This window comes from Streptococcus mitis (assembly GCF_946190275.1).
GTDB classification, from domain to species: Bacteria; Bacillota; Bacilli; order Lactobacillales; family Streptococcaceae; genus Streptococcus; species Streptococcus mitis_DC.
The window spans coordinates 21,622-39,586 of record NZ_CAMHZQ010000019.1 but is presented as its reverse complement, the minus strand read 5'-3'; the positions used below and the strand labels follow the sequence as shown (position 1 = coordinate 39,586).

Below are 17,965 nucleotides of genomic sequence, written 5' to 3'. Positions count from 1 at the left end.
TATCAAAAAAGAAAGGACGAAATTTGTCCTTTCTAGATATTAGCTTTTCTTCAACCCACTACAGTTGACAAAGAGCCCTCTTTTTCTGTCATTCAGAAGAGAACTTGTTCGTTTTTTATGAACTTGGTTTGCTTTTTAAAACACTCGATACACATAGGGATTTTCTGGTTTATCGACTTTGGTAAAGCTATCGATTTCTAAGGTTGGGAGATTTTGTTTGAGTTCTTTATGGTAGTGATTGACCAGTTTTCCTTTGGCTGTTATCCAGGTGTTATTCTCATACTGACGGGTATTTCCCTTGGTCAGCAATCCATAAACACCAGAATCTGCGATACAGTGAATAATGCCGAAGCGGAATAAAAATTGGCTATTGGCATGACTGGGGTCATTGTAGACGAAGCCTGTGAACTGGACTGTCTTACCCTCAAACTCATCTGGATAGTCGTAGATGGCTTCCATGACTTCCATATAGTTTTCATTCGTGATGAGAATGCTATCTTGGGACAAGTATTTATCCGCCGCCGTTCTCATTTCCTTTTCATAGGCTGTTTTTGAGAAATAAGAACTGGTATCTGGTTTCAAATATTGGCTTGTCGTCCCTTCACTGGTTTGAATGGCTTGATCTATTCCTTCTGATAGCGGAAAATGATAACCTTTAGCAGAAACAGTCTGAGAATCCAAGCTAACAGTTGGGAAAGTTAAACCAACGACAATCGGAATAGCCAGAAGAGCAATACTCGTCACCTTGGCCAATCGACTGTTCAGATGACTGTGGGTTTTGACTTGCTTCATCCAGATATACAATTGAACAATAGCCAAAATAAAGGAAAGTACCATGGAAATATAGGCCAGATAGGAATAGTGCATGTTGATGTACTGGTTTAACTTGCCCGACAGATGGAGATAAATGGTCAATTCAAAATAGCCAGCTAAAACTAAAAATCGAATCATAGGATGACTCCAATCAAGAGAGAATAAACTAAGACGGCGAGAGTCACAATCGTAATGAAGTGACTGATAAATCGTGCTTTCAAGTAATTTTTCATCATGAGAATATTTTTGATATCCAGCATTGGGCCAATGACGAGAAAGGCCAGAACTGGTGCTAATCCGAAACTTGAGAGAAGAGAAGCCCCGATAAAGGCATCCGCCTCACTGCAGAGAGAGAGAAGAAAGGCCAAAAGCATCAAGAGCAGGATGGCAAAAAGAGGAGTCGCACTGATAGAGGTCAGAATCCGAGTCGGAACATAAACCTGTATAACAGAGGCAAAGAGACAGCCAAATACCAAATAACGCCCCGTATCAAAAAATTCATCAATTGCTTGCACAAAAACCTGAAAAACTTTTTTTGCAGGGGTCAAGTGAGAAAAATCATGTTCATGACAGGCCAACCGATTTTCTTTTTGAATCGGTTCTTGCCAGAAAAATCCTAGAAAAATCCCAAGTATCACAGCCACAAGAATGGAACCCAGAGCTCGTAATAGGGCGATATGGAAGGAGTTGCCAAAGGCAGAATAGGTCGCAAAGAGAACAATGGGATTGATAACAGGTGCTGTTACAAGAAAAGGAACGGCCGTGTAACTGGGGACCTTCTTTTCCAGAAAACGATTGATAATGGGGACGATTCCACATTCGCAAGAAGGGAAAAGTATCCCAACGAAGGTCCCAAAAAAGATTCTCCCCCAACGATTTCGAGGGAGAAAATGATAAACCTTGTCAGGTGTGATATAGACCTCAATCAACCCTGAGACAATACTTCCTATCAGAACGAAGGGTAGGGCTTCAATGATTATAGAGAGAAAAATAGCCCCAGTCTGAAGCACACTAGACGGGAGTTGTTGGAAAGCAGTCATCTAGTTTTTCTTTTCTGCTTTGGCTTTTTTCTCTTTGTCATCAGGGAAAGTGACCTGCTTCAAATCAGGGAGTTTCGCAAACTCTTCAAACATCTTGTCCAAGTCGTCTCGTTTTGTAAATTTTACAGCCATAGGTGTACCTCGATTCTAAATTCTACCTCTATTATACTATTATTTTGAGGAAAAGGGAAAAGTTAAAATTGAGTATTTAACGAATAATAGAGCTTTATAAATCCTGATTAAGTCTGGTAGATTGAGAAAGTTTGACAAAAAAAGTAGATGGTGCTAGAATAACATTAACGCAAGACATTTGAGGGCAGAAAGGTTCCTGCCGCACCTTGAAAAAGGTATCTGAGATGCTGGGTACACCGACCAGCCAAGTGTCCGTTATTTCAAAGGGGGGAGCTTAAATGCTCCTTTTTTGTTTCAAAATTTCAAAAAAGATTATCCCCACCGCAGGCTCAGGCTTGCGATTTTTTATTTGCTCTGAAAATTGATTCGTTAACTTCAACAAATACCTTTATAAAGCGTTTGGTAAAAATAAAAACAGTGAAATTAATCACTAGTCTTTCTGTAAACTATTAGAATTAAATTGCAACCTTCTCAATGATACGGGCAAAGATAATTATGAAAATAAACTATCAACAAGCAACGGCAAGCATTTGTAAACACCAAATTTTTTATGCTATAATTAAAATAAAAAGAAAATCATTAGCAGAAAATTATGGGAGGTAGTCAAATTGACTTACTCAATTAGTGTTGTTTTGTTACATCAAGGAGACAGAAATAGTTTATTAGAGTCTTTGTCAATAGTGGAAAGACAAACATTAAAAGATATAGAGGTTATTATTGTAAATCAATCTACAGAGGAAATAGTTTCCATTAGCCAACAGATGGATCTATCATTTAATATTAAGATTATAGATGAGAATTCTTTTGCTGAGTTGTCTGATATGATTACAGGAGATTATATTACGTTTCTATCTTCAAATGATTCATTATTTGATTGGACATTTGAAAAGATGTATCATGCGATAAGATTATCTGATTCTGATGTGGTTCTTGGTAATTTTGCTGATTTGAATGATGGAGTATTTTACTTTTATCCTTGGGGGGATAATTGGTTGACAGAAAATTTAACGAATGTTCAAGTTTTGCAAAAGATGGATGATACAGATCATCGAATTAGAAAACAATATTGCTCATTATTTGGAAAATTATTCAATAGTAAGCTTTTACGAAAAATAAATCAATTTGATATAAACAACCTTATTTGGAGACTTTATATTCACTCTAAAACTGCAACCTATATTAATTTCCCGACATATATCTATAAACCTGTTGTAGATGCTAAACCTCTAAAAGACTCCTACAAAATCATATTAGAAAATTATGAAAATAGAATCAAAGATTGCTCTGTCTTAGAAGACTATGATATAGAAATAGCGAAAAAACAGTATATTCAAGAATTAGCAAATTTTAGTGCTTGGTTAAAAAATGACGGTGAACATTTAGATTCTGAAATTGTTTATCATAAGTTGATAGCTGCAGAGAAAGGAATTTTCCCTTTTCTTGATCTTGAAAGATTAGATTTTACCATTATAAGTAATAATTGTGTCGGCGGATTAATTTATAAACAACTTGGTTTTCAATATAGAACACCTTTTGTTGGTTTATTTATTCTCCCTGATGATTATTATAAACTTACAAAGGATTTTCGTTACTATATGGAACAAGAACTTGTTTTCGAAGAGGAACTTATTTCACCGAGCTGGACTCATGAAGTTTATCCTTTGGGGCACTTAGGAGATATAGATATTCACTTTTTACATTATTCTAGTATTGAAGAAGCACGGACTAAGTGGGAAAAAAGAAAAAAACGTATAAATTGGGATAATCTTTATTTTAAATTTGATAATAAAGATTCAGCTAGTGAAGAAATTTTAAGTAAGATGGATAATCTTCCCTATTCTAATAAATTAATTTTAGTCAATCGTCCATATAAAAATTTAAAAAGTCAATGTGTTATTCCAGGTCAGGAACATCTTTCAGAACTAGCTATTATGCCAGATCCATTAAATACTTTTGATGTCATGGATTGGTTAAAAAAAGGTGGCAATGCTCTTTAAGTACAAGTTATTGCGCTATAGCATATAAATCTATTCCCCACATATTGTTTTTAAATACTGTAAGAGCTAATTTGAAACGTTTAGCTTGTGGTATAATAGATTCATGGATAAAAAATATGAAAAAATCTCCCAAGATTTGGGAGTGACGTTAAAGCAAATTGATACTGTTCTAAGTTTGACTGCCGAAGGGGCGACTATTCCCTTTATCGCGCGTTATCGCAAGGACATGACTGGTAGTCTGGATGAGGTGACGATTAAGGCCATTATCGACTTGGATAAAAGTCTGACCAATCTCAATGACCGCAAGGAAGCTGTCTTGGCGAAGATTCAAGAACAAGGCAAGTTGACCAAGGAGTTGGAAGAAGCTATCTTAGCTGCCGAAAAACTAGCAGATGTAGAAGAACTCTACCTTCCATACAAGGAAAAACGTCGGACCAAGGCAACCATTGCACGTGAAGCCGGACTTTTCCCACTTGCTCGCTTGATTTTGCAAAATGTAGCGGACTTAGAAAAAGAGGCTGAAAAGTTTGTCTGTGAAGGATTTGCGACTGGTAAGGAAGCCTTGGCTGGTGCAGTTGATATCTTGGTAGAAGCCTTATCGGAAGATGTGACCTTGCGTTCCATGACTTATCAGGAGGTTCTGAGACACTCTAAACTCATTTCTCAAGTCAAGGATGAAAGTCTTGATGAAAAGCAGGTTTTTCAAATTTACTATGATTTTTCTGAGACAGTTGGAAATATGCAGGGTTATCGTACCTTAGCCCTTAATCGTGGGGAGAAGCTAGGTGTCTTGAAGGTTGGTTTTGAACATGCGACGGACCGTATCCTTGCCTTCTTTGCAGCTCGTTTCAAGGTAAAAAATACCTATATTAATGAAGTTGTTCAACAATCCGTTAAGAAAAAAGTTTTGCCTGCTATCGAACGACGTATTCGTACAGAATTAACTGAAAAGGCAGAAGAGGGAGCTATTCAACTCTTTTCGGACAACCTACACAATCTCCTATTGGTTGCTCCTCTGAAAGGGCGCGTGGTTCTTGGATTTGACCCTGCCTTTCGTACAGGTGCCAAGCTAGCTGTCGTGGATGCAACAGGAAAAATGCTAACGACTCAGGTTATTTATCCTGTTAAACCAGCATCAGCCCGTCAAATCGAAGAAGCAAAGAAAGATTTGGCAGATTTGATTGGTCAATACAGTGTAGAAATTATTGCCATCGGAAATGGAACTGCCAGTCGTGAAAGTGAAGCCTTTGTGGCGGAAGTTCTGAAAGATTTCCCTGAAGTCAGCTATGTTATCGTCAATGAAAGTGGTGCTTCTGTCTATTCTGCCAGCGAACTTGCTCGTCAGGAGTTCCCAGACTTGACCGTTGAAAAGCGTTCGGCTATTTCTATCGCCCGTCGTTTGCAAGATCCTCTTGCGGAATTGGTTAAAATCGATCCTAAGTCAATCGGTGTCGGACAGTATCAGCACGATGTCAGCCAGAAGAAATTGTCTGAGAGTCTGGACTTTGTTGTCGATACAGTGGTAAACCAAGTCGGTGTCAATGTCAATACGGCCAGTCCAGCTCTTCTTTCACACGTAGCTGGACTCAATAAAACCATTTCTGAAAATATTGTCAAATACCGTGAGGAAGAAGGAAAAATCACTTCACGCGCTCAAATCAAGAAAGTTCCGCGTCTGGGGGCCAAGGCCTTCGAACAGGCTGCTGGTTTCCTTCGTATCCCTGAAAGTAGCAATATCCTTGATAATACAGGAGTTCACCCAGAAAATTACGCTGCCGTTAAGGAACTTTTCAAACTTTTGGACATTACAGACTTGAATGAAGAAGCCCAAAGTAAACTCAAGTCGCTTTCAGCCAAGGAAATGGCGCAAGAGCTAGACCTTGGTCCAGAAACTCTTAAAGATATCATTGCAGATCTTCTCAAACCAGGTCGAGATTTCCGTGATTCCTTTGATGCACCTGTGCTTCGCCAAGATGTCCTAGATATCAAAGACTTAGTGGTAGGCCAGAAGCTAGAAGGTGTTGTGCGTAATGTCGTTGACTTCGGTGCCTTCGTTGATATCGGGATTCACGAGGACGGCTTGATTCATATTTCCCATATGAGTCGCAAATTTATCAAACACCCAAGCCAAGTGGTGTCAGTCGGAGATTTGGTGACTGTTTGGGTCAAGAAAATTGATACTGAACGTGAAAAAGTCAATCTGTCGCTCCTCGCTCCAAATGAAACTGACTGATTACGTCAAGCAAGTTTCGCTAGAAGACTTCGGCAGACCTTTTATCCATCATGTTCAGTGGAATAGGCGTCTACGTTCGACAGGTGGGCGATTTTTCCCAAAAGATGGGCATTTGGATTTTAATCCCAAGGTTTATCAGGAACTGGGGTTGGACGTTTTTAGAAAAATTGTCCGACATGAACTCTGTCATTATCACCTCTATTTTCAAGGGAAGGGCTATCAACACAAGGATCGGGATTTTAAAGAACTTTTGAAAGCAGTGGATGGATTACGCTTTGTACCAACCTTGCCAAATAGCAACTCCAAGACAATCAAGCTCTATCGGTGCCAATTCTGCCAGCAAACTTATAAGCGTAAGCGTAGGATTGATACCAAACGCTATCGCTGTGGACTTTGTCGAGGTAAATTGCTACTAGTAAATCAGCCTGAGGACTGATGAAAGTCGAGCCTACCCGTGGTATACTATGTCTAACCTAGCAGAAAGAGGAAATATCATGAACAGTAAATTTTATAAAATGAGACGAAATCGCATGATTTCAGGAGTTCTGGCAGGTTTGTCAGACAAGTGGAACTTTGATGTTACCCTTGTTCGTTTCTTGTTTGCTATTTTTACAGTCGCAAACTTTGGACTTGGCGTGATTATCTATATCATCCTAGCTTCTATCATGCCAACCAAGGAAGAAATCGAAGCAGAAATGTACGGAACAGGCCCACGTAAACGCAAAGAAGCCCAAGCCATTGACGATAATGAAGGCTGGTTTTGGTGAGGTTCTACAGAAGATTTGGAATAAGCAAAAAGCTTTAAATCAATAGTCTAAACCGCTTGATTTAAAGCTTTTTTACTTTTAATAAGATTTTCCCAGCTTCTTCTACAAACTAAAAATATTATTTTAAACTCAGTTTTTTAATCTGATTTTTCATGCTGAGACAATACATTTTTTGAAAAATGATGGATGCTGATAACAACTGATAGCCAGCAAATAGCATAAGCAGTAGCTGTAAATTCTGTACCGATAAAGTATGTTTTTTCAACTAAGAGCTGACCGATGAATGGAGAGAGGAGATAGAGAATTCCGATGAGTATATGTTCTTTATGTTTCATTAAAGCGCACCTTCTTTCCTTATAGGTTGAACGACTTGCAAGTGTTCAATTTAATGGTGTTTCATAGTGGTGAGTTTACTCAAGTGATTGTTCCCGCCTCCCCTTTTCCAAAGTAAGCCTTTTCATACTTATATTTTACAATTTTAAAAATAGGAAATCAAATCATTTTCTAAGTAATTTTGCCTACATTTACTTCAATCTTACAAAAATGTAAGATTAAAGTCTCTTTTGTAAGGTTATGTTATGGCAAGCAGTCTTTTTTTGATGTAAACTAGACTCATAAAGAACAAAGGAGTAACATCATGAAACAAATCTTACAGAAGAAAACAAGAAAACCAAGCCACAAAGATATCGAGCGCGTTCAGCTGGGATGTGCTATGATGCAAGCTACATTTCATTTAATGGGATATTAAGAAAGGAGATTCTCATGACACTTTTAGATGTAAAACACGTTCAAAAAATTTATAAAACTCGTTTTCAGGGCAACCAAGTAGAAGCCCTCAAGGATATTCACTTTACCGTTGAAAAGGGTGACTACGTTGCTATCATGGGTGAGTCTGGTTCTGGTAAATCAACTCTCCTCAATATCCTAGCTATGCTGGATAAACCAAGTCGTGGTCAGGTTTACTTGAATGGAACTGATACCGCAACCATTAAAAATTCACAGGCTTCTAGCTTCCGTCGTGAAAAGTTGGGCTTTGTCTTCCAAGACTTTAATTTGCTAGATACTCTGTCTGTTAAGGATAATATCTTGCTTCCGCTTGTCTTGTCAAGAAGACCTATTACGGAGATGATGAAGAAATTGGTGGTGACAGCTGAGAATCTTGGTATCAACCAATTGCAAGAGAAATACCCTTACGAGATTTCTGGTGGTCAGAAACAGCGTGTAGCAGTAGCCCGCGCCATCATCACAGAACCTGAAATTCTCCTTGCGGATGAGCCAACAGGGGCCCTTGACTCCAAATCATCTGCAGCCTTACTTGATGTTTTTGATGAAATCAATGAGCGCGGCCAAACCATTCTCATGGTAACCCACTCAACAGCAGCAGCTAGCAGAGCTAAACGTGTACTCTTTATCAAAGACGGCATTCTTTACAATCAAATCTACCGTGGAGAGAAAACAGAGCGTCAGATGTTCCAAGAAATCTCTGATACCTTGACTGTCATGGCAAGCGAGGTGAATTAGTATGTTTCGATTAACCAATAAGTTAGCGGTATCGAACTTGATTAAAAACCGCAAACTCTACTATCCTTTTGCGCTGGCTGTTCTCTTGGCAGTCACTGTCACCTATCTCTTTTACTCTCTAACCTTTAATCCTAAGATTGCGGAAATCCGTGGAGGATCAACCATTCAAGCTACTCTTGGATTTGGTATGTTTGTCGTCACCCTTGCGTCAGCCATTATCGTCCTTTATGCCAATAGTTTTGTCATGAAGAACCGTTCCAAGGAACTAGGAATTTATGGCATGTTGGGCTTGGAGAAGCGTCATCTTATCAGTATGACCTTTAAGGAGTTAGTGGTATTTGGGATTCTAACTGTTGGAGCGGGTATCGGTATTGGAGCCTTGTTTGACAAGTTAATTTTCGCTTTCTTGCTTAAACTGATGAAATTGAAGGTTGAGCTGGTCGCTACCTTCCAAATGAATGTTGTCATTGCGGTACTTGTTGTCTTTGGATTGATTTTCCTAGGCCTCATGTTCCTCAATGCCCTTCGAATCGCCCGTATGAATGCCCTCCAGCTCTCACGTGAGAAAGCTAGTGGTGAGAAAAAAGGTCGCTTCTTACCTCTCCAAACTATTCTTGGTTCCATAAGTTTAGGTATTGGCTATTATCTTGCCCTTACGGTAAAAGATCCTCTTACAGCTTTAACAACTTTCTTCCTAGCTGTTTTGCTGGTTATCTTTGGTACTTATCTATTGTTTAATGCAGGGATTACAGTCTTTCTACAAATCTTAAAGAAAAACAAGAAATATTATTACCAACCAAATAACCTTATCTCAGTGTCTAACTTGATTTTCCGTATGAAGAAAAATGCAGTTGGACTAGCAACTATCGCTATCTTGTCAACAATGGTTTTGGTGACCATGTCTGCAGCGACAAGCATTTTCAATGCTTCAGAAAGCTTTAAAAAAGTTCTGAATCCTCATGATTTTGGGGTTTCAGGGCAAAATGTTGAAAAAGAAGATTTGGACAAACTCTTGAGCCAGTTTGCAAGTGACAAAGGTTATAAGATTAAAGAGAAAGAAGTTCTTCGTTACGCTTACTTTGGTGTTGCAAACCAAGAAGGTAGCAAGTTAACCCTTTTTGAAAAAGGACAAAATCGTGTCCAACCCACAACAGTTTTCATGGTATTTGACCAAAAAGATTATGAAAATATGACTGGCCAAAAACTGTCTCTATCAGGAAATGAGGTCGGACTCTTTGCAAAGAATGAGGGAGTTAAAGAACAGAAAGCTCTAACTCTAAATGATCATCAATTTTCTGTCAAAGAAGAATTTACTAAAGATTTCATTGTAAACCATGTTCCAAATCAGTTTAATATTTTGACTGCTGATTACAATTACCTTGTTGTACCTAATTTACAAGCCTTTTTTGACCAATTTCCAGATTCGGCTATCTATAATCAGTTTTACGGTGGTATGAATGTAAATGCCAACGAAGAAGAACAACTCAAGGTCGCTGAAGAATATGATAAATACCTCAATCAGTTTAATGCTCAATTAAACACGGAAGGTAGCTATGTTTACGGTAGTAATCTAGCAGATGCTAGTGCTCAGATGAGTGCCCTCTTTGGTGGTGTCTTCTTTATCGGTATTTTCCTATCCATTATCTTTATGGTCGGAACCGTTCTGGTAATCTACTACAAACAAATTTCTGAAGGCTACGAAGATCGTGAACGCTTTATTATCTTGCAGAAAGTTGGTTTAGATCAAAAGCAAATCAAGCAAACCATCAACAAACAGGTTTTAACTGTTTTCTTCCTTCCTTTGCTTTTTGCCTTCATACATCTAGCTTTTGCCTACCATATGCTTAGTCTGATTTTAAAAGTGATTGGTGTAATAGATACGACTATGATGTTGACTGTGACCTTGTCTATCTGTGCTATCTTCCTCATCGCCTATGTGCTGATTTTCATGATTACTTCAAGAAGCTATCGCAAGATTGTACAAATGTAAAAAAAGATACCTCGGCTTCAAAATCGAGGTATTTCTTGTATTTTATACTCAATGAAAATCAAAAAGCAAACTAGGAAGCTAGCCGCAGGTTGCTCAAAACACTGTTTTGAGGTTGTAGATAAAACTGACGAAGTCAGCTCAAAACACAGTTTTGAGGTTGTAGATAAAACTGACGAAGTCAGCTCAAAACACAGTTTTGAGGTTGCAGATAGAACTGACGAAGTCAGTAACATATATACGGCAAGGTGAAGCTGACGTGGTTTGAAGAGATTTTCGAAGAGTATTAAATGCTGAAAAGTTGTCCTAGCAGAAAGGTAACTCCCATGGTTAAAAGACCGATAGCTAGGTTTCGAATCATAGCTGTTTTGGTTGGAGCTTTTCCAAGTCTTGCACTAGTGTAACCAGTGAGAAGAAGGGCCACACCGACGATAAGGACGGTAGCAGGGATGCGGTATTCACTTGGGAAAATGGTCACTGACAGCATTGGTGGTAAGCTACCAAGGAAAAAGGCAACAAAGCTAGAAATGGCAGCGTGCCAAGGATTGGTAAACTCTTCATACTCTATCCCATATTTTTCCTCGACCAGAGCCTTGAGTGGATTTTTAAGAAAGGCCTTGTTGGTCAAGAGTTGAGCAGAGGTTTCACATTCTCCATTTTGGATATAGGCAGCATAGAGAGAATTTTTGGCTAACTCTATATCTTGGTCTAGCAAGACTTGCTCACGCGCAACGGCCGCTTCCTCGGTATCTTTCTGAGTTGAAACGGACACATATTCTCCACCAGCCATTGAAAAGGCACCTGCCAAGATAGCCGCAAAGCCTGATAAAAAGATGATCCAGATATTGGTCGTAGCACTGGCAACCCCGATAACCACACCAGCAATGGAAATAATTCCATCGTTTGCACCAAGAACACCAGCACGCAGGATATTTAAACGACCTGCAAAGTTTGAATCAATTTCGTGATTTGTTTCTGACATATTATTCTCCTTTTTATCCAGTATAAAGGAAAAATATAAGGAAATCAATCTTTTAAAACTATCTGAAAAAAGTTGCACGATTTTAATGATATAAAAATGTCGACATCTTTTCTAATAGATCAAACACCGAAGGTAAATAGTATAGAATAGCATAAAAAATTTTAAATTAAATACGATAAATATTTCGTTCACTTTATAATCGTTTACAAGGAAACAATCATTGTTAAATCGAGTAAAATCCAACTATTTTGCGAACCTTTTTATATTTTTTCCGTAAAACGCTTTACAAGTTCTTGAAAACATGATATAGTAATGGGGCTTAGAAAATGAGATGATGTTTTCTAGCAAATATAAACCCGAGTAAAAAATGCCTACGGACAGGCAGGGTTGAATGCCGAAGCGTGGTTGAAAAGCCACATTATTGATAGGGTTAAAAGCCTACTTTTATAAGTTGATGTTAGGATTTTTATCCTAATTCATAATTTTTAGTGTGGTGAAAGCACACGTCATCTTGTGAAACGATCAATAAAGTACGTAATATTTGCTACTAGAGAGTTAGGAAACATCAGGAACAGACATACTCAAAAGAAACAAACATAAAAACGTCAGAAGATTGCAGAGCAGGTGAAAACCTGCTCTTTTTTCATAAGTATCCTTTAGTTCCTTATTTATGGTGAGGTTCTAAAAATATGGAAAGGAGTATGTCTTGAGAGAATTAGATCAAAACCAAGCCCCAATTTATGAGGCCTTGGTGAAGCTACGCAAGAAAAGAATTGTTCCCTTTGATGTTCCAGGTCACAAACGAGGAAGGGGAAATCCAGAACTTGTCGAACTGTTAGGAGAAAAATGTGTAGGCATTGATGTCAATTCGATGAAACCCTTGGATAATTTAGGGCATCCTATTTCGATTATTCGAGATGCGGAGGAATTGGCTGCGGATGCTTTTGGAGCTAGCCATGCCTTTCTCATGATTGGGGGAACAACTTCATCGGTGCAGACTATGATTCTTTCTACTTGTAAAGCAGGGGATAAGATTATTCTGCCACGAAATGTCCATAAATCTGCTATCAATGCTCTAGTTTTATGCGGTGCCATTCCTATCTATATCGAGATGAGTGTGGATCCTAAGATTGGTATCGCTTTAGGTCTTGAAAATGACCGAGTAGCACAGGCCATAAAGGACCATCCAGATGCCAAGGCCATTTTGATTAACAATCCTACTTATTATGGAATTTGTTCAGACCTCAAGAGTTTAACGGAAATGGCTCACGAAGCTGGCATGATGGTTTTAGTAGATGAAGCCCATGGAGCGCATTTGCATTTCACAGATAAACTACCACTGTCTGCTATGGATGCAGGAGCTGATATGGCGGCGGTCTCTATGCATAAGTCTGGTGGGAGTTTGACCCAAAGCTCGCTTCTTTTAATTGGAGAGCAGATGAATCCTGAATACGTTCGTCAGATTATCAACCTGACCCAATCAACATCTGCCTCTTACTTGTTGATGGCCAGTTTGGATATTTCACGTCGCAACTTGGCCCTTCGTGGTAAAGAGTCGTTTGAAAAGGTCATTGAACTGTCTGAGTATGCTCGTCGTGAAATCAATGCTATCGGTGGTTACTATGCCTACTCAAAAGAGTTAATAGACGGTGTGTCGGTCTGTGATTTTGACGTGACCAAGCTGTCCGTTTACACTCAGGGAATAGGGCTAACAGGGATAGAGGTTTATGACCTCTTGCGAGATGAATACGACATTCAAATTGAATTTGGGGATATTGGGAACATATTGGCTTATATTTCCATTGGCGACCGCATCCAAGATATCGAGCGTCTGGTCGGTGCTTTGGCGGATATCAAGAGACTATACTCACGAGATGGGAAGGACTTGATAGCAGGAGAATATATTCAGCCTGAGTTGGTGTTATCTCCTCAGGAAGCCTTCTATTCAGAGAGAAGAAGTTTAACCTTGGATGAATCTGTTGGACAGGTCTGTGGAGAATTTGTCATGTGCTATCCTCCAGGGATTCCTATCTTGGCTCCTGGAGAACGCATTACACGAGAAATTGTAGACTATATCCAATTTGCCAAGGAACGTGGTTGTTCCCTCCAAGGGACGGAAGATCCTGAGGTCAATCACATCAACGTCATTAAGAGAAAGGAGAACTAGATGGATTTATGGTTTTCTGAAGTTCATACTCCAGATGTCAAATTGTCCCTGAGAACAGCCAAGCAACTCTACGCTGGAAAAAGTGAATGGCAGGATATCGAAGTCTTGGATACGCCAGCTTTTGGAAAGATTTTGATTTTAAATGGGCATGTTTTGTTCTCAGATGCGGATGATTTTGTCTACAATGAAATGACTGTCCACGTTCCCATGGCTGTCCACCCAAATCCCAAGAAAGTTTTGGTTATTGGGGGTGGCGACGGAGGTGTTGCTCAAGTATTAACACTCTATCCTGAACTGGAACAAATCGATATCGTGGAACCAGATGAGATGCTAGTTGAGGTTTGTCGTGAGTATTTCCCAGATTTTGCTGCAGGGCTAGATGATCCTCGTGTTACCATTTACTACCAAAATGGGCTACGCTTTTTGCGAAACTGCGAAGATGATTACGATATTATCATCAACGATGCGACAGATCCATTTGGACATACGGAAGGGCTCTTTACCAAGGAATTTTACGGCAACAGTTACAGAGCCTTGAAAGAAGACGGCATCATGATTTACCAACATGGTAGTCCCTTCTTTGACGAGGATGAGTCGGCTTGCCGTAGCATGCACCGCAAGGTCAATCAAGCCTTTCCAATCAGTCGGGTCTATCAGGCCCATATCCCAACTAGCCCTGCTGGTTATTGGTTGTTTGGATTTGCATCGAAAAAATACCACCCTGTCAAAGATTTTGACAAGGAAGGCTGGAAAAAACGCCAGCTTTTCACAGAATACTACACTGCAAACTTACATGTAGGGGCCTTCATGTTGCCTAAGTATGTAGAAGACATTTTAGAAGAAGAGGAAGGAAAAAAATGAGTCGTTTACTAGTTATTGGATGTGGGGGCGTTGCCCAAGTTGCTATTTCAAAGATTTGCCAAGATAGCGAAACCTTTACAGAAATTATGATTGCTAGCCGTACTAAGTCAAAATGTGATGACTTGAAGGCTAAACTGGAAGGCAAAACAAGTACAAAGATTGAGACAGCTGCTCTTGATGCTGACAAGGTAGAAGAAGTGATTGCCCTGATTGAAAACTACAAACCAGAAGCTGTTTTGAACGTAGCTTTACCATATCAAGATTTAACCATTATGGACGCTTGTTTGGCAACAGGTGTTCACTATATCGATACAGCCAACTACGAGGCTGAGGACACAGAAGACCCTGAATGGCGTGCTATCTACGAAAAACGCTGCAAGGAACTTGGTTTTACAGCCTACTTTGACTACTCATGGCAGTGGGCTTATCAAGAGAAATTCAAAAAAGCTGGCTTGACCGCTCTTCTTGGTTCTGGTTTTGATCCAGGTGTGACTAGTGTCTTTTCAGCATATGCCCTCAAACACTATTTTGATGAAATCCACTATATCGATATTTTAGACTGTAATGGTGGTGACCACGGTTATCCATTTGCGACCAACTTCAACCCAGAAATCAATCTCCGCGAGGTTTCTGCGCCAGGTTCTTACTGGGAAGATGGGAAATGGGTTGAGGTTGAAGCCATGTCTATCAAGCGTGAGTACGATTTCCCTCAAGTTGGACAAAAAGATATGTATCTCCTTCACCATGAAGAAATTGAATCATTGGCCAAGAACATTCCAGGTGTCAAACGCATTCGTTTCTTTATGACTTTTGGTCAATCATACTTGACGCACATGAAATGCTTGGAAAATGTCGGTCTCCTTCGTACGGATGCCATTAACTTTAACGGCCAAGAAATTGTTCCAATTCAATTTTTGAAAGCCTTGCTTCCAGATCCAGCCAGCCTTGGTCCACGCACGGTTGGTAAAACCAATATCGGTTGTATCTTTACAGGTGTCAAAGATGGTGTTGAAAAGACCATTTACATCTACAATGTTTGCGACCATCAGGAATGTTACGCAGAAGTTGGTTCACAAGCAATTTCTTACACGACAGGCGTTCCAGCCATGATTGGGACAAAATTGGTTATGAACGGTATTTGGAAACAAGCTGGAGTGTATAACCTTGAAGAATTGGATCCAGATCCATTCATGGAAGCTTTGAATGAGTATGGTTTACCTTGGGTTGTGGTTGAAAATCCACAAATGGTGGACTAATGAAGCTAGAACAAGTACCAACGCCAGCCTATGTCATTGACTTGGCCAAGTTAGAAGCAAACTGTCGCATTTTGCAATATGTACAAGAAGAAACCGGTTGCAAGGTTTTGCTTGCCCAGAAGGCTTATTCCCTCTACAAAACCTATCCCTTGATTAGCCAGTATCTATCTGGCACAACTGCAAGTGGTCTCTATGAGGCCAAGCTCGCTAGAGAAGAGTTCCCAGGGGAAGTCCATGTCTTTGCACCTGCTTTCAAGGATGCAGACTTGGAGGAATTGCTGGAGATAACGGATCATATCGTCTTTAACTCAGAGAGACAGTTGCGTAAACATGGGGCCCGTTGTCGAGATACTGGTATCAGTGTTGGTTTGCGCCTCAACCCTCAGTGTTCAACTCAAGGAGATCACGCGCTCTATGATCCTTGCGCCCCTGGATCCCGTTTTGGAGTTACCCTAGACAAGATACCGAGTGATTTGCTGGAATTGGTGGATGGCCTTCATTTTCATACCCTTTGTGAGCAGGGAGCAGATGATTTACAAACAACTTTGAAAGCAGTAGAAGAGCAGTTTGGTCCCTACTTACATGAGGTCAAATGGCTCAATATGGGGGGCGGACACCACATCACAAGAGAAGGTTACGATGTGGATTTGCTGATTTCTGAAATCAAGCGTTTCCGAGAAACTTACAATCTTGAAATCTATATCGAGCCGGGTGAAGCCATTGCGCTCAATGCGGGTTATCTAGCAACTGAAGTATTGGATATTGTCGAAAACGGTATGGAAATCTTGGTTTTAGATGCCTCCGCGACCTGCCATATGCCAGATGTACTTGAAATGCCCTATCGTCCACCTTTGAGAAATGGCTTTGAAGCACAGGAAAAAGCCCATACCTATAGACTTTCTTCCAATACTTGTCTGACGGGCGATGTGATTGGTGATTATAGCTTTGAAAATCCAGTCCAAATCGGTAATAGACTTTATTTTGAAGACATGGCTATTTATTCATTTGTTAAAAATAATACCTTTAACGGTATTGGATTACCAAGTCTTTATCTCATGGACGATCAGGGTGACTGTAGCTTAGTCAAATCCTTTGGATATCAAGACTTTAAAGGGAGATTATCATGATGGACAGTCCAAAAAAATTAGGCTATCGTATGCCAGCAGAGTATGAACCCCATCACGGAACCTTGATGATCTGGCCTACAAGACCAGGATCATGGCCTTTTCAAGGTAAAGCTGCTAAAAAAGCATTTAGCCAGATTATCAAGACTATAGCAGAGGGGGAAAGAGTCTATCTTTTGGTGGATCAAGACTACTTAGTTGAAGCCCAAGACTACCTTGGAGATAGCGTTGTTTATTTAGACATTCCCACCAATGATGCATGGGCGCGTGATACGGGTCCGACTATTCTCGTCAATGATAAAGGCCAGAAATTAGCCGTGGATTGGTCTTTCAATGCTTGGGGTGGATATGTGGATGGTCTTTATCAAGATTATGATGAAGATGATCAAGTAGCTAGTCGTTTTGCTGAGGCCTTGGAAATGCCTGTTTATGATGCCAAGCCTTTTGTACTGGAAGGAGGCGCAATCCATAGCGATGGTCAAGGAACCATTCTTGTGACTGAAAGTTGCTTGCTTAGTCCTGGTCGCAACCCTAACCTGACTAAAGAGGAAATCGAAAACACCTTATTAGAGAGCCTTGGTGCTGACAAAGTTATCTGGCTTCCTTATGGCATTTATCAGGATGAAACCAATGAACACGTTGACAATGTTGCTGCCTTCGTTGGTCCTGCTGAGCTTGTTTTGGCTTGGACGGACGACGAAAGTGATCCTCAATATTCCATGTCAAAAGCAGATCTCGAACTCTTAGAGCAAGAAACGGATGCAAAATGTCGTCCCTTCACCATTCATAAGCTTCCTATCCCAGCTATTCGTCAAGTTGTCACTGAGGACGATTTACCAGGCTATACTTATGAAGAAGGAGAAGAAGAGAGATACGCAGGTGAAAGGCTTGCTGCTTCCTACGTAAATTTTTATATCGCCAACAAAGCTGTCCTTGTTCCCCAGTTTCAAGATAAAAACGACCAAGTAGCCTTAGATATTCTCAGTAAGTGTTTCCCAGACCGTAAAGTTGTCGGAATACCAGCCAGAGATATTCTTTTAGGTGGTGGCAATATCCACTGTATCACCCAACAAATCCCAGAATAG

16 protein-coding genes are annotated in these 17,965 nt (G+C 39.9%); 11 read left to right on the top strand and 5 right to left on the bottom strand.

What is annotated here, in order from left to right; all coding sequences use genetic code 11:
• Positions 1-135: 135 nt before the first annotated feature.
• From N8M20_RS08760 to N8M20_RS08750, 3 genes are read right to left on the bottom strand one after another with little or no spacing between them, the layout of a single operon-like run.
• On the bottom strand, positions 136-951 hold the full coding sequence (locus N8M20_RS08760) for a TIGR03943 family putative permease subunit (RefSeq protein WP_261080324.1): 816 nt from the start codon (positions 949-951) through the stop codon (positions 136-138).
• The gene (locus tag N8M20_RS08755; RefSeq protein WP_261044789.1) at positions 948-1,853 is read right to left on the bottom strand and encodes a permease; all 906 of its coding nucleotides are present in this window, start codon (positions 1,851-1,853) and stop codon (positions 948-950) included. Before N8M20_RS08755 ends, N8M20_RS08760 begins: the two co-directional genes overlap by 4 nt.
• Positions 1,854-1,985 carry an SPJ_0845 family protein gene (locus N8M20_RS08750; protein WP_000268685.1) on the bottom strand — a complete coding sequence of 44 codons (132 nt, stop codon included), beginning with the start codon at positions 1,983-1,985 and terminating at the stop codon, positions 1,854-1,856. It lies immediately after the preceding gene.
• Between the two features lie 680 nt (positions 1,986-2,665).
• Between N8M20_RS08750 and N8M20_RS08745 the strand changes: the two genes are divergently transcribed.
• The 4 genes from N8M20_RS08745 (at position 2,666) to N8M20_RS08730 (ending at position 6,982) form a co-directional block, all read left to right on the top strand.
• Positions 2,666-3,982, top strand: coding sequence for a DUF1919 domain-containing protein (locus tag N8M20_RS08745; RefSeq protein WP_261080325.1), 1,317 nt, complete (start codon positions 2,666-2,668; stop codon positions 3,980-3,982).
• 103 nt (positions 3,983-4,085) lie between these two features.
• On the top strand, positions 4,086-6,215 hold the full coding sequence (locus N8M20_RS08740) for a Tex family protein (protein WP_261080323.1): 2,130 nt from the start codon (positions 4,086-4,088) through the stop codon (positions 6,213-6,215).
• A complete protein-coding gene (locus tag N8M20_RS08735; protein ID WP_261080322.1) occupies positions 6,202-6,651 on the top strand; it encodes a SprT family protein in 450 nt (149 codons plus the stop codon). The genes N8M20_RS08740 and N8M20_RS08735 overlap by 14 nt, the downstream gene beginning before the upstream one ends.
• Positions 6,652-6,709: 58 nt before the next feature.
• Positions 6,710-6,982, top strand: coding sequence for a PspC domain-containing protein (locus tag N8M20_RS08730; protein ID WP_001085044.1), 273 nt, complete (start codon positions 6,710-6,712; stop codon positions 6,980-6,982).
• Between the two features lie 137 nt (positions 6,983-7,119).
• On the opposite strand, the gene N8M20_RS08725 is transcribed toward N8M20_RS08730, so the two are convergent.
• Entirely contained in the window at positions 7,120-7,317 is a 198-nt protein-coding gene (locus N8M20_RS08725) for a hypothetical protein (RefSeq protein WP_125452115.1), read from the bottom strand.
• 427 nt (positions 7,318-7,744) lie between these two features.
• On the opposite strand from N8M20_RS08725, the gene N8M20_RS08720 reads away from it, so the two are divergent.
• Together N8M20_RS08720 and N8M20_RS08715 are read left to right on the top strand one after the other, a co-directional pair.
• Positions 7,745-8,503, top strand: coding sequence for an ABC transporter ATP-binding protein (locus tag N8M20_RS08720; protein ID WP_000173358.1), 759 nt, complete (start codon positions 7,745-7,747; stop codon positions 8,501-8,503).
• A 1-nt stretch (position 8,504) separates the two neighbouring features.
• Positions 8,505-10,493 (top strand): ABC transporter permease, encoded by a 1,989-nt coding sequence (locus N8M20_RS08715; RefSeq protein ID WP_261080321.1) that lies wholly within the window; start codon positions 8,505-8,507, stop codon positions 10,491-10,493.
• A 283-nt stretch (positions 10,494-10,776) separates the two neighbouring features.
• Here N8M20_RS08715 and N8M20_RS08710 read toward each other — a convergent pair whose 3' ends face one another.
• Positions 10,777-11,472: a VIT1/CCC1 transporter family protein gene (locus N8M20_RS08710; protein ID WP_261080320.1), complete on the bottom strand. Its 696-nt coding sequence runs from the start codon at positions 11,470-11,472 to the stop codon at positions 10,777-10,779.
• Positions 11,473-12,178: 706 nt separating this feature from the next.
• Here N8M20_RS08710 and N8M20_RS08705 point away from each other — a divergent pair.
• Genes N8M20_RS08705 through aguA form a run of 5 tightly spaced genes read left to right on the top strand, consistent with a single transcriptional unit; the run spans position 12,179 to position 17,965 of the window.
• Entirely contained in the window at positions 12,179-13,639 is a 1,461-nt protein-coding gene (locus N8M20_RS08705; RefSeq protein ID WP_261080319.1) for an aminotransferase class I/II-fold pyridoxal phosphate-dependent enzyme, read from the top strand.
• Positions 13,640-14,500: a polyamine aminopropyltransferase gene (gene speE, locus N8M20_RS08700; RefSeq protein WP_000366713.1), complete on the top strand. Its 861-nt coding sequence runs from the start codon at positions 13,640-13,642 to the stop codon at positions 14,498-14,500.
• The gene (locus tag N8M20_RS08695) at positions 14,497-15,756 is read left to right on the top strand and encodes a saccharopine dehydrogenase family protein (protein WP_261080318.1); all 1,260 of its coding nucleotides are present in this window, start codon (positions 14,497-14,499) and stop codon (positions 15,754-15,756) included. Before speE ends, N8M20_RS08695 begins: the two co-directional genes overlap by 4 nt.
• A complete protein-coding gene (gene nspC / locus N8M20_RS08690; protein ID WP_261080317.1) occupies positions 15,756-16,883 on the top strand; it encodes a carboxynorspermidine decarboxylase in 1,128 nt (375 codons plus the stop codon). Before N8M20_RS08695 ends, nspC begins: the two co-directional genes overlap by 1 nt.
• Positions 16,880-17,965 carry an agmatine deiminase gene (aguA, locus tag N8M20_RS08685; RefSeq protein ID WP_261080316.1) on the top strand — a complete coding sequence of 362 codons (1,086 nt, stop codon included), beginning with the start codon at positions 16,880-16,882 and terminating at the stop codon, positions 17,963-17,965. The genes nspC and aguA overlap by 4 nt, the downstream gene beginning before the upstream one ends.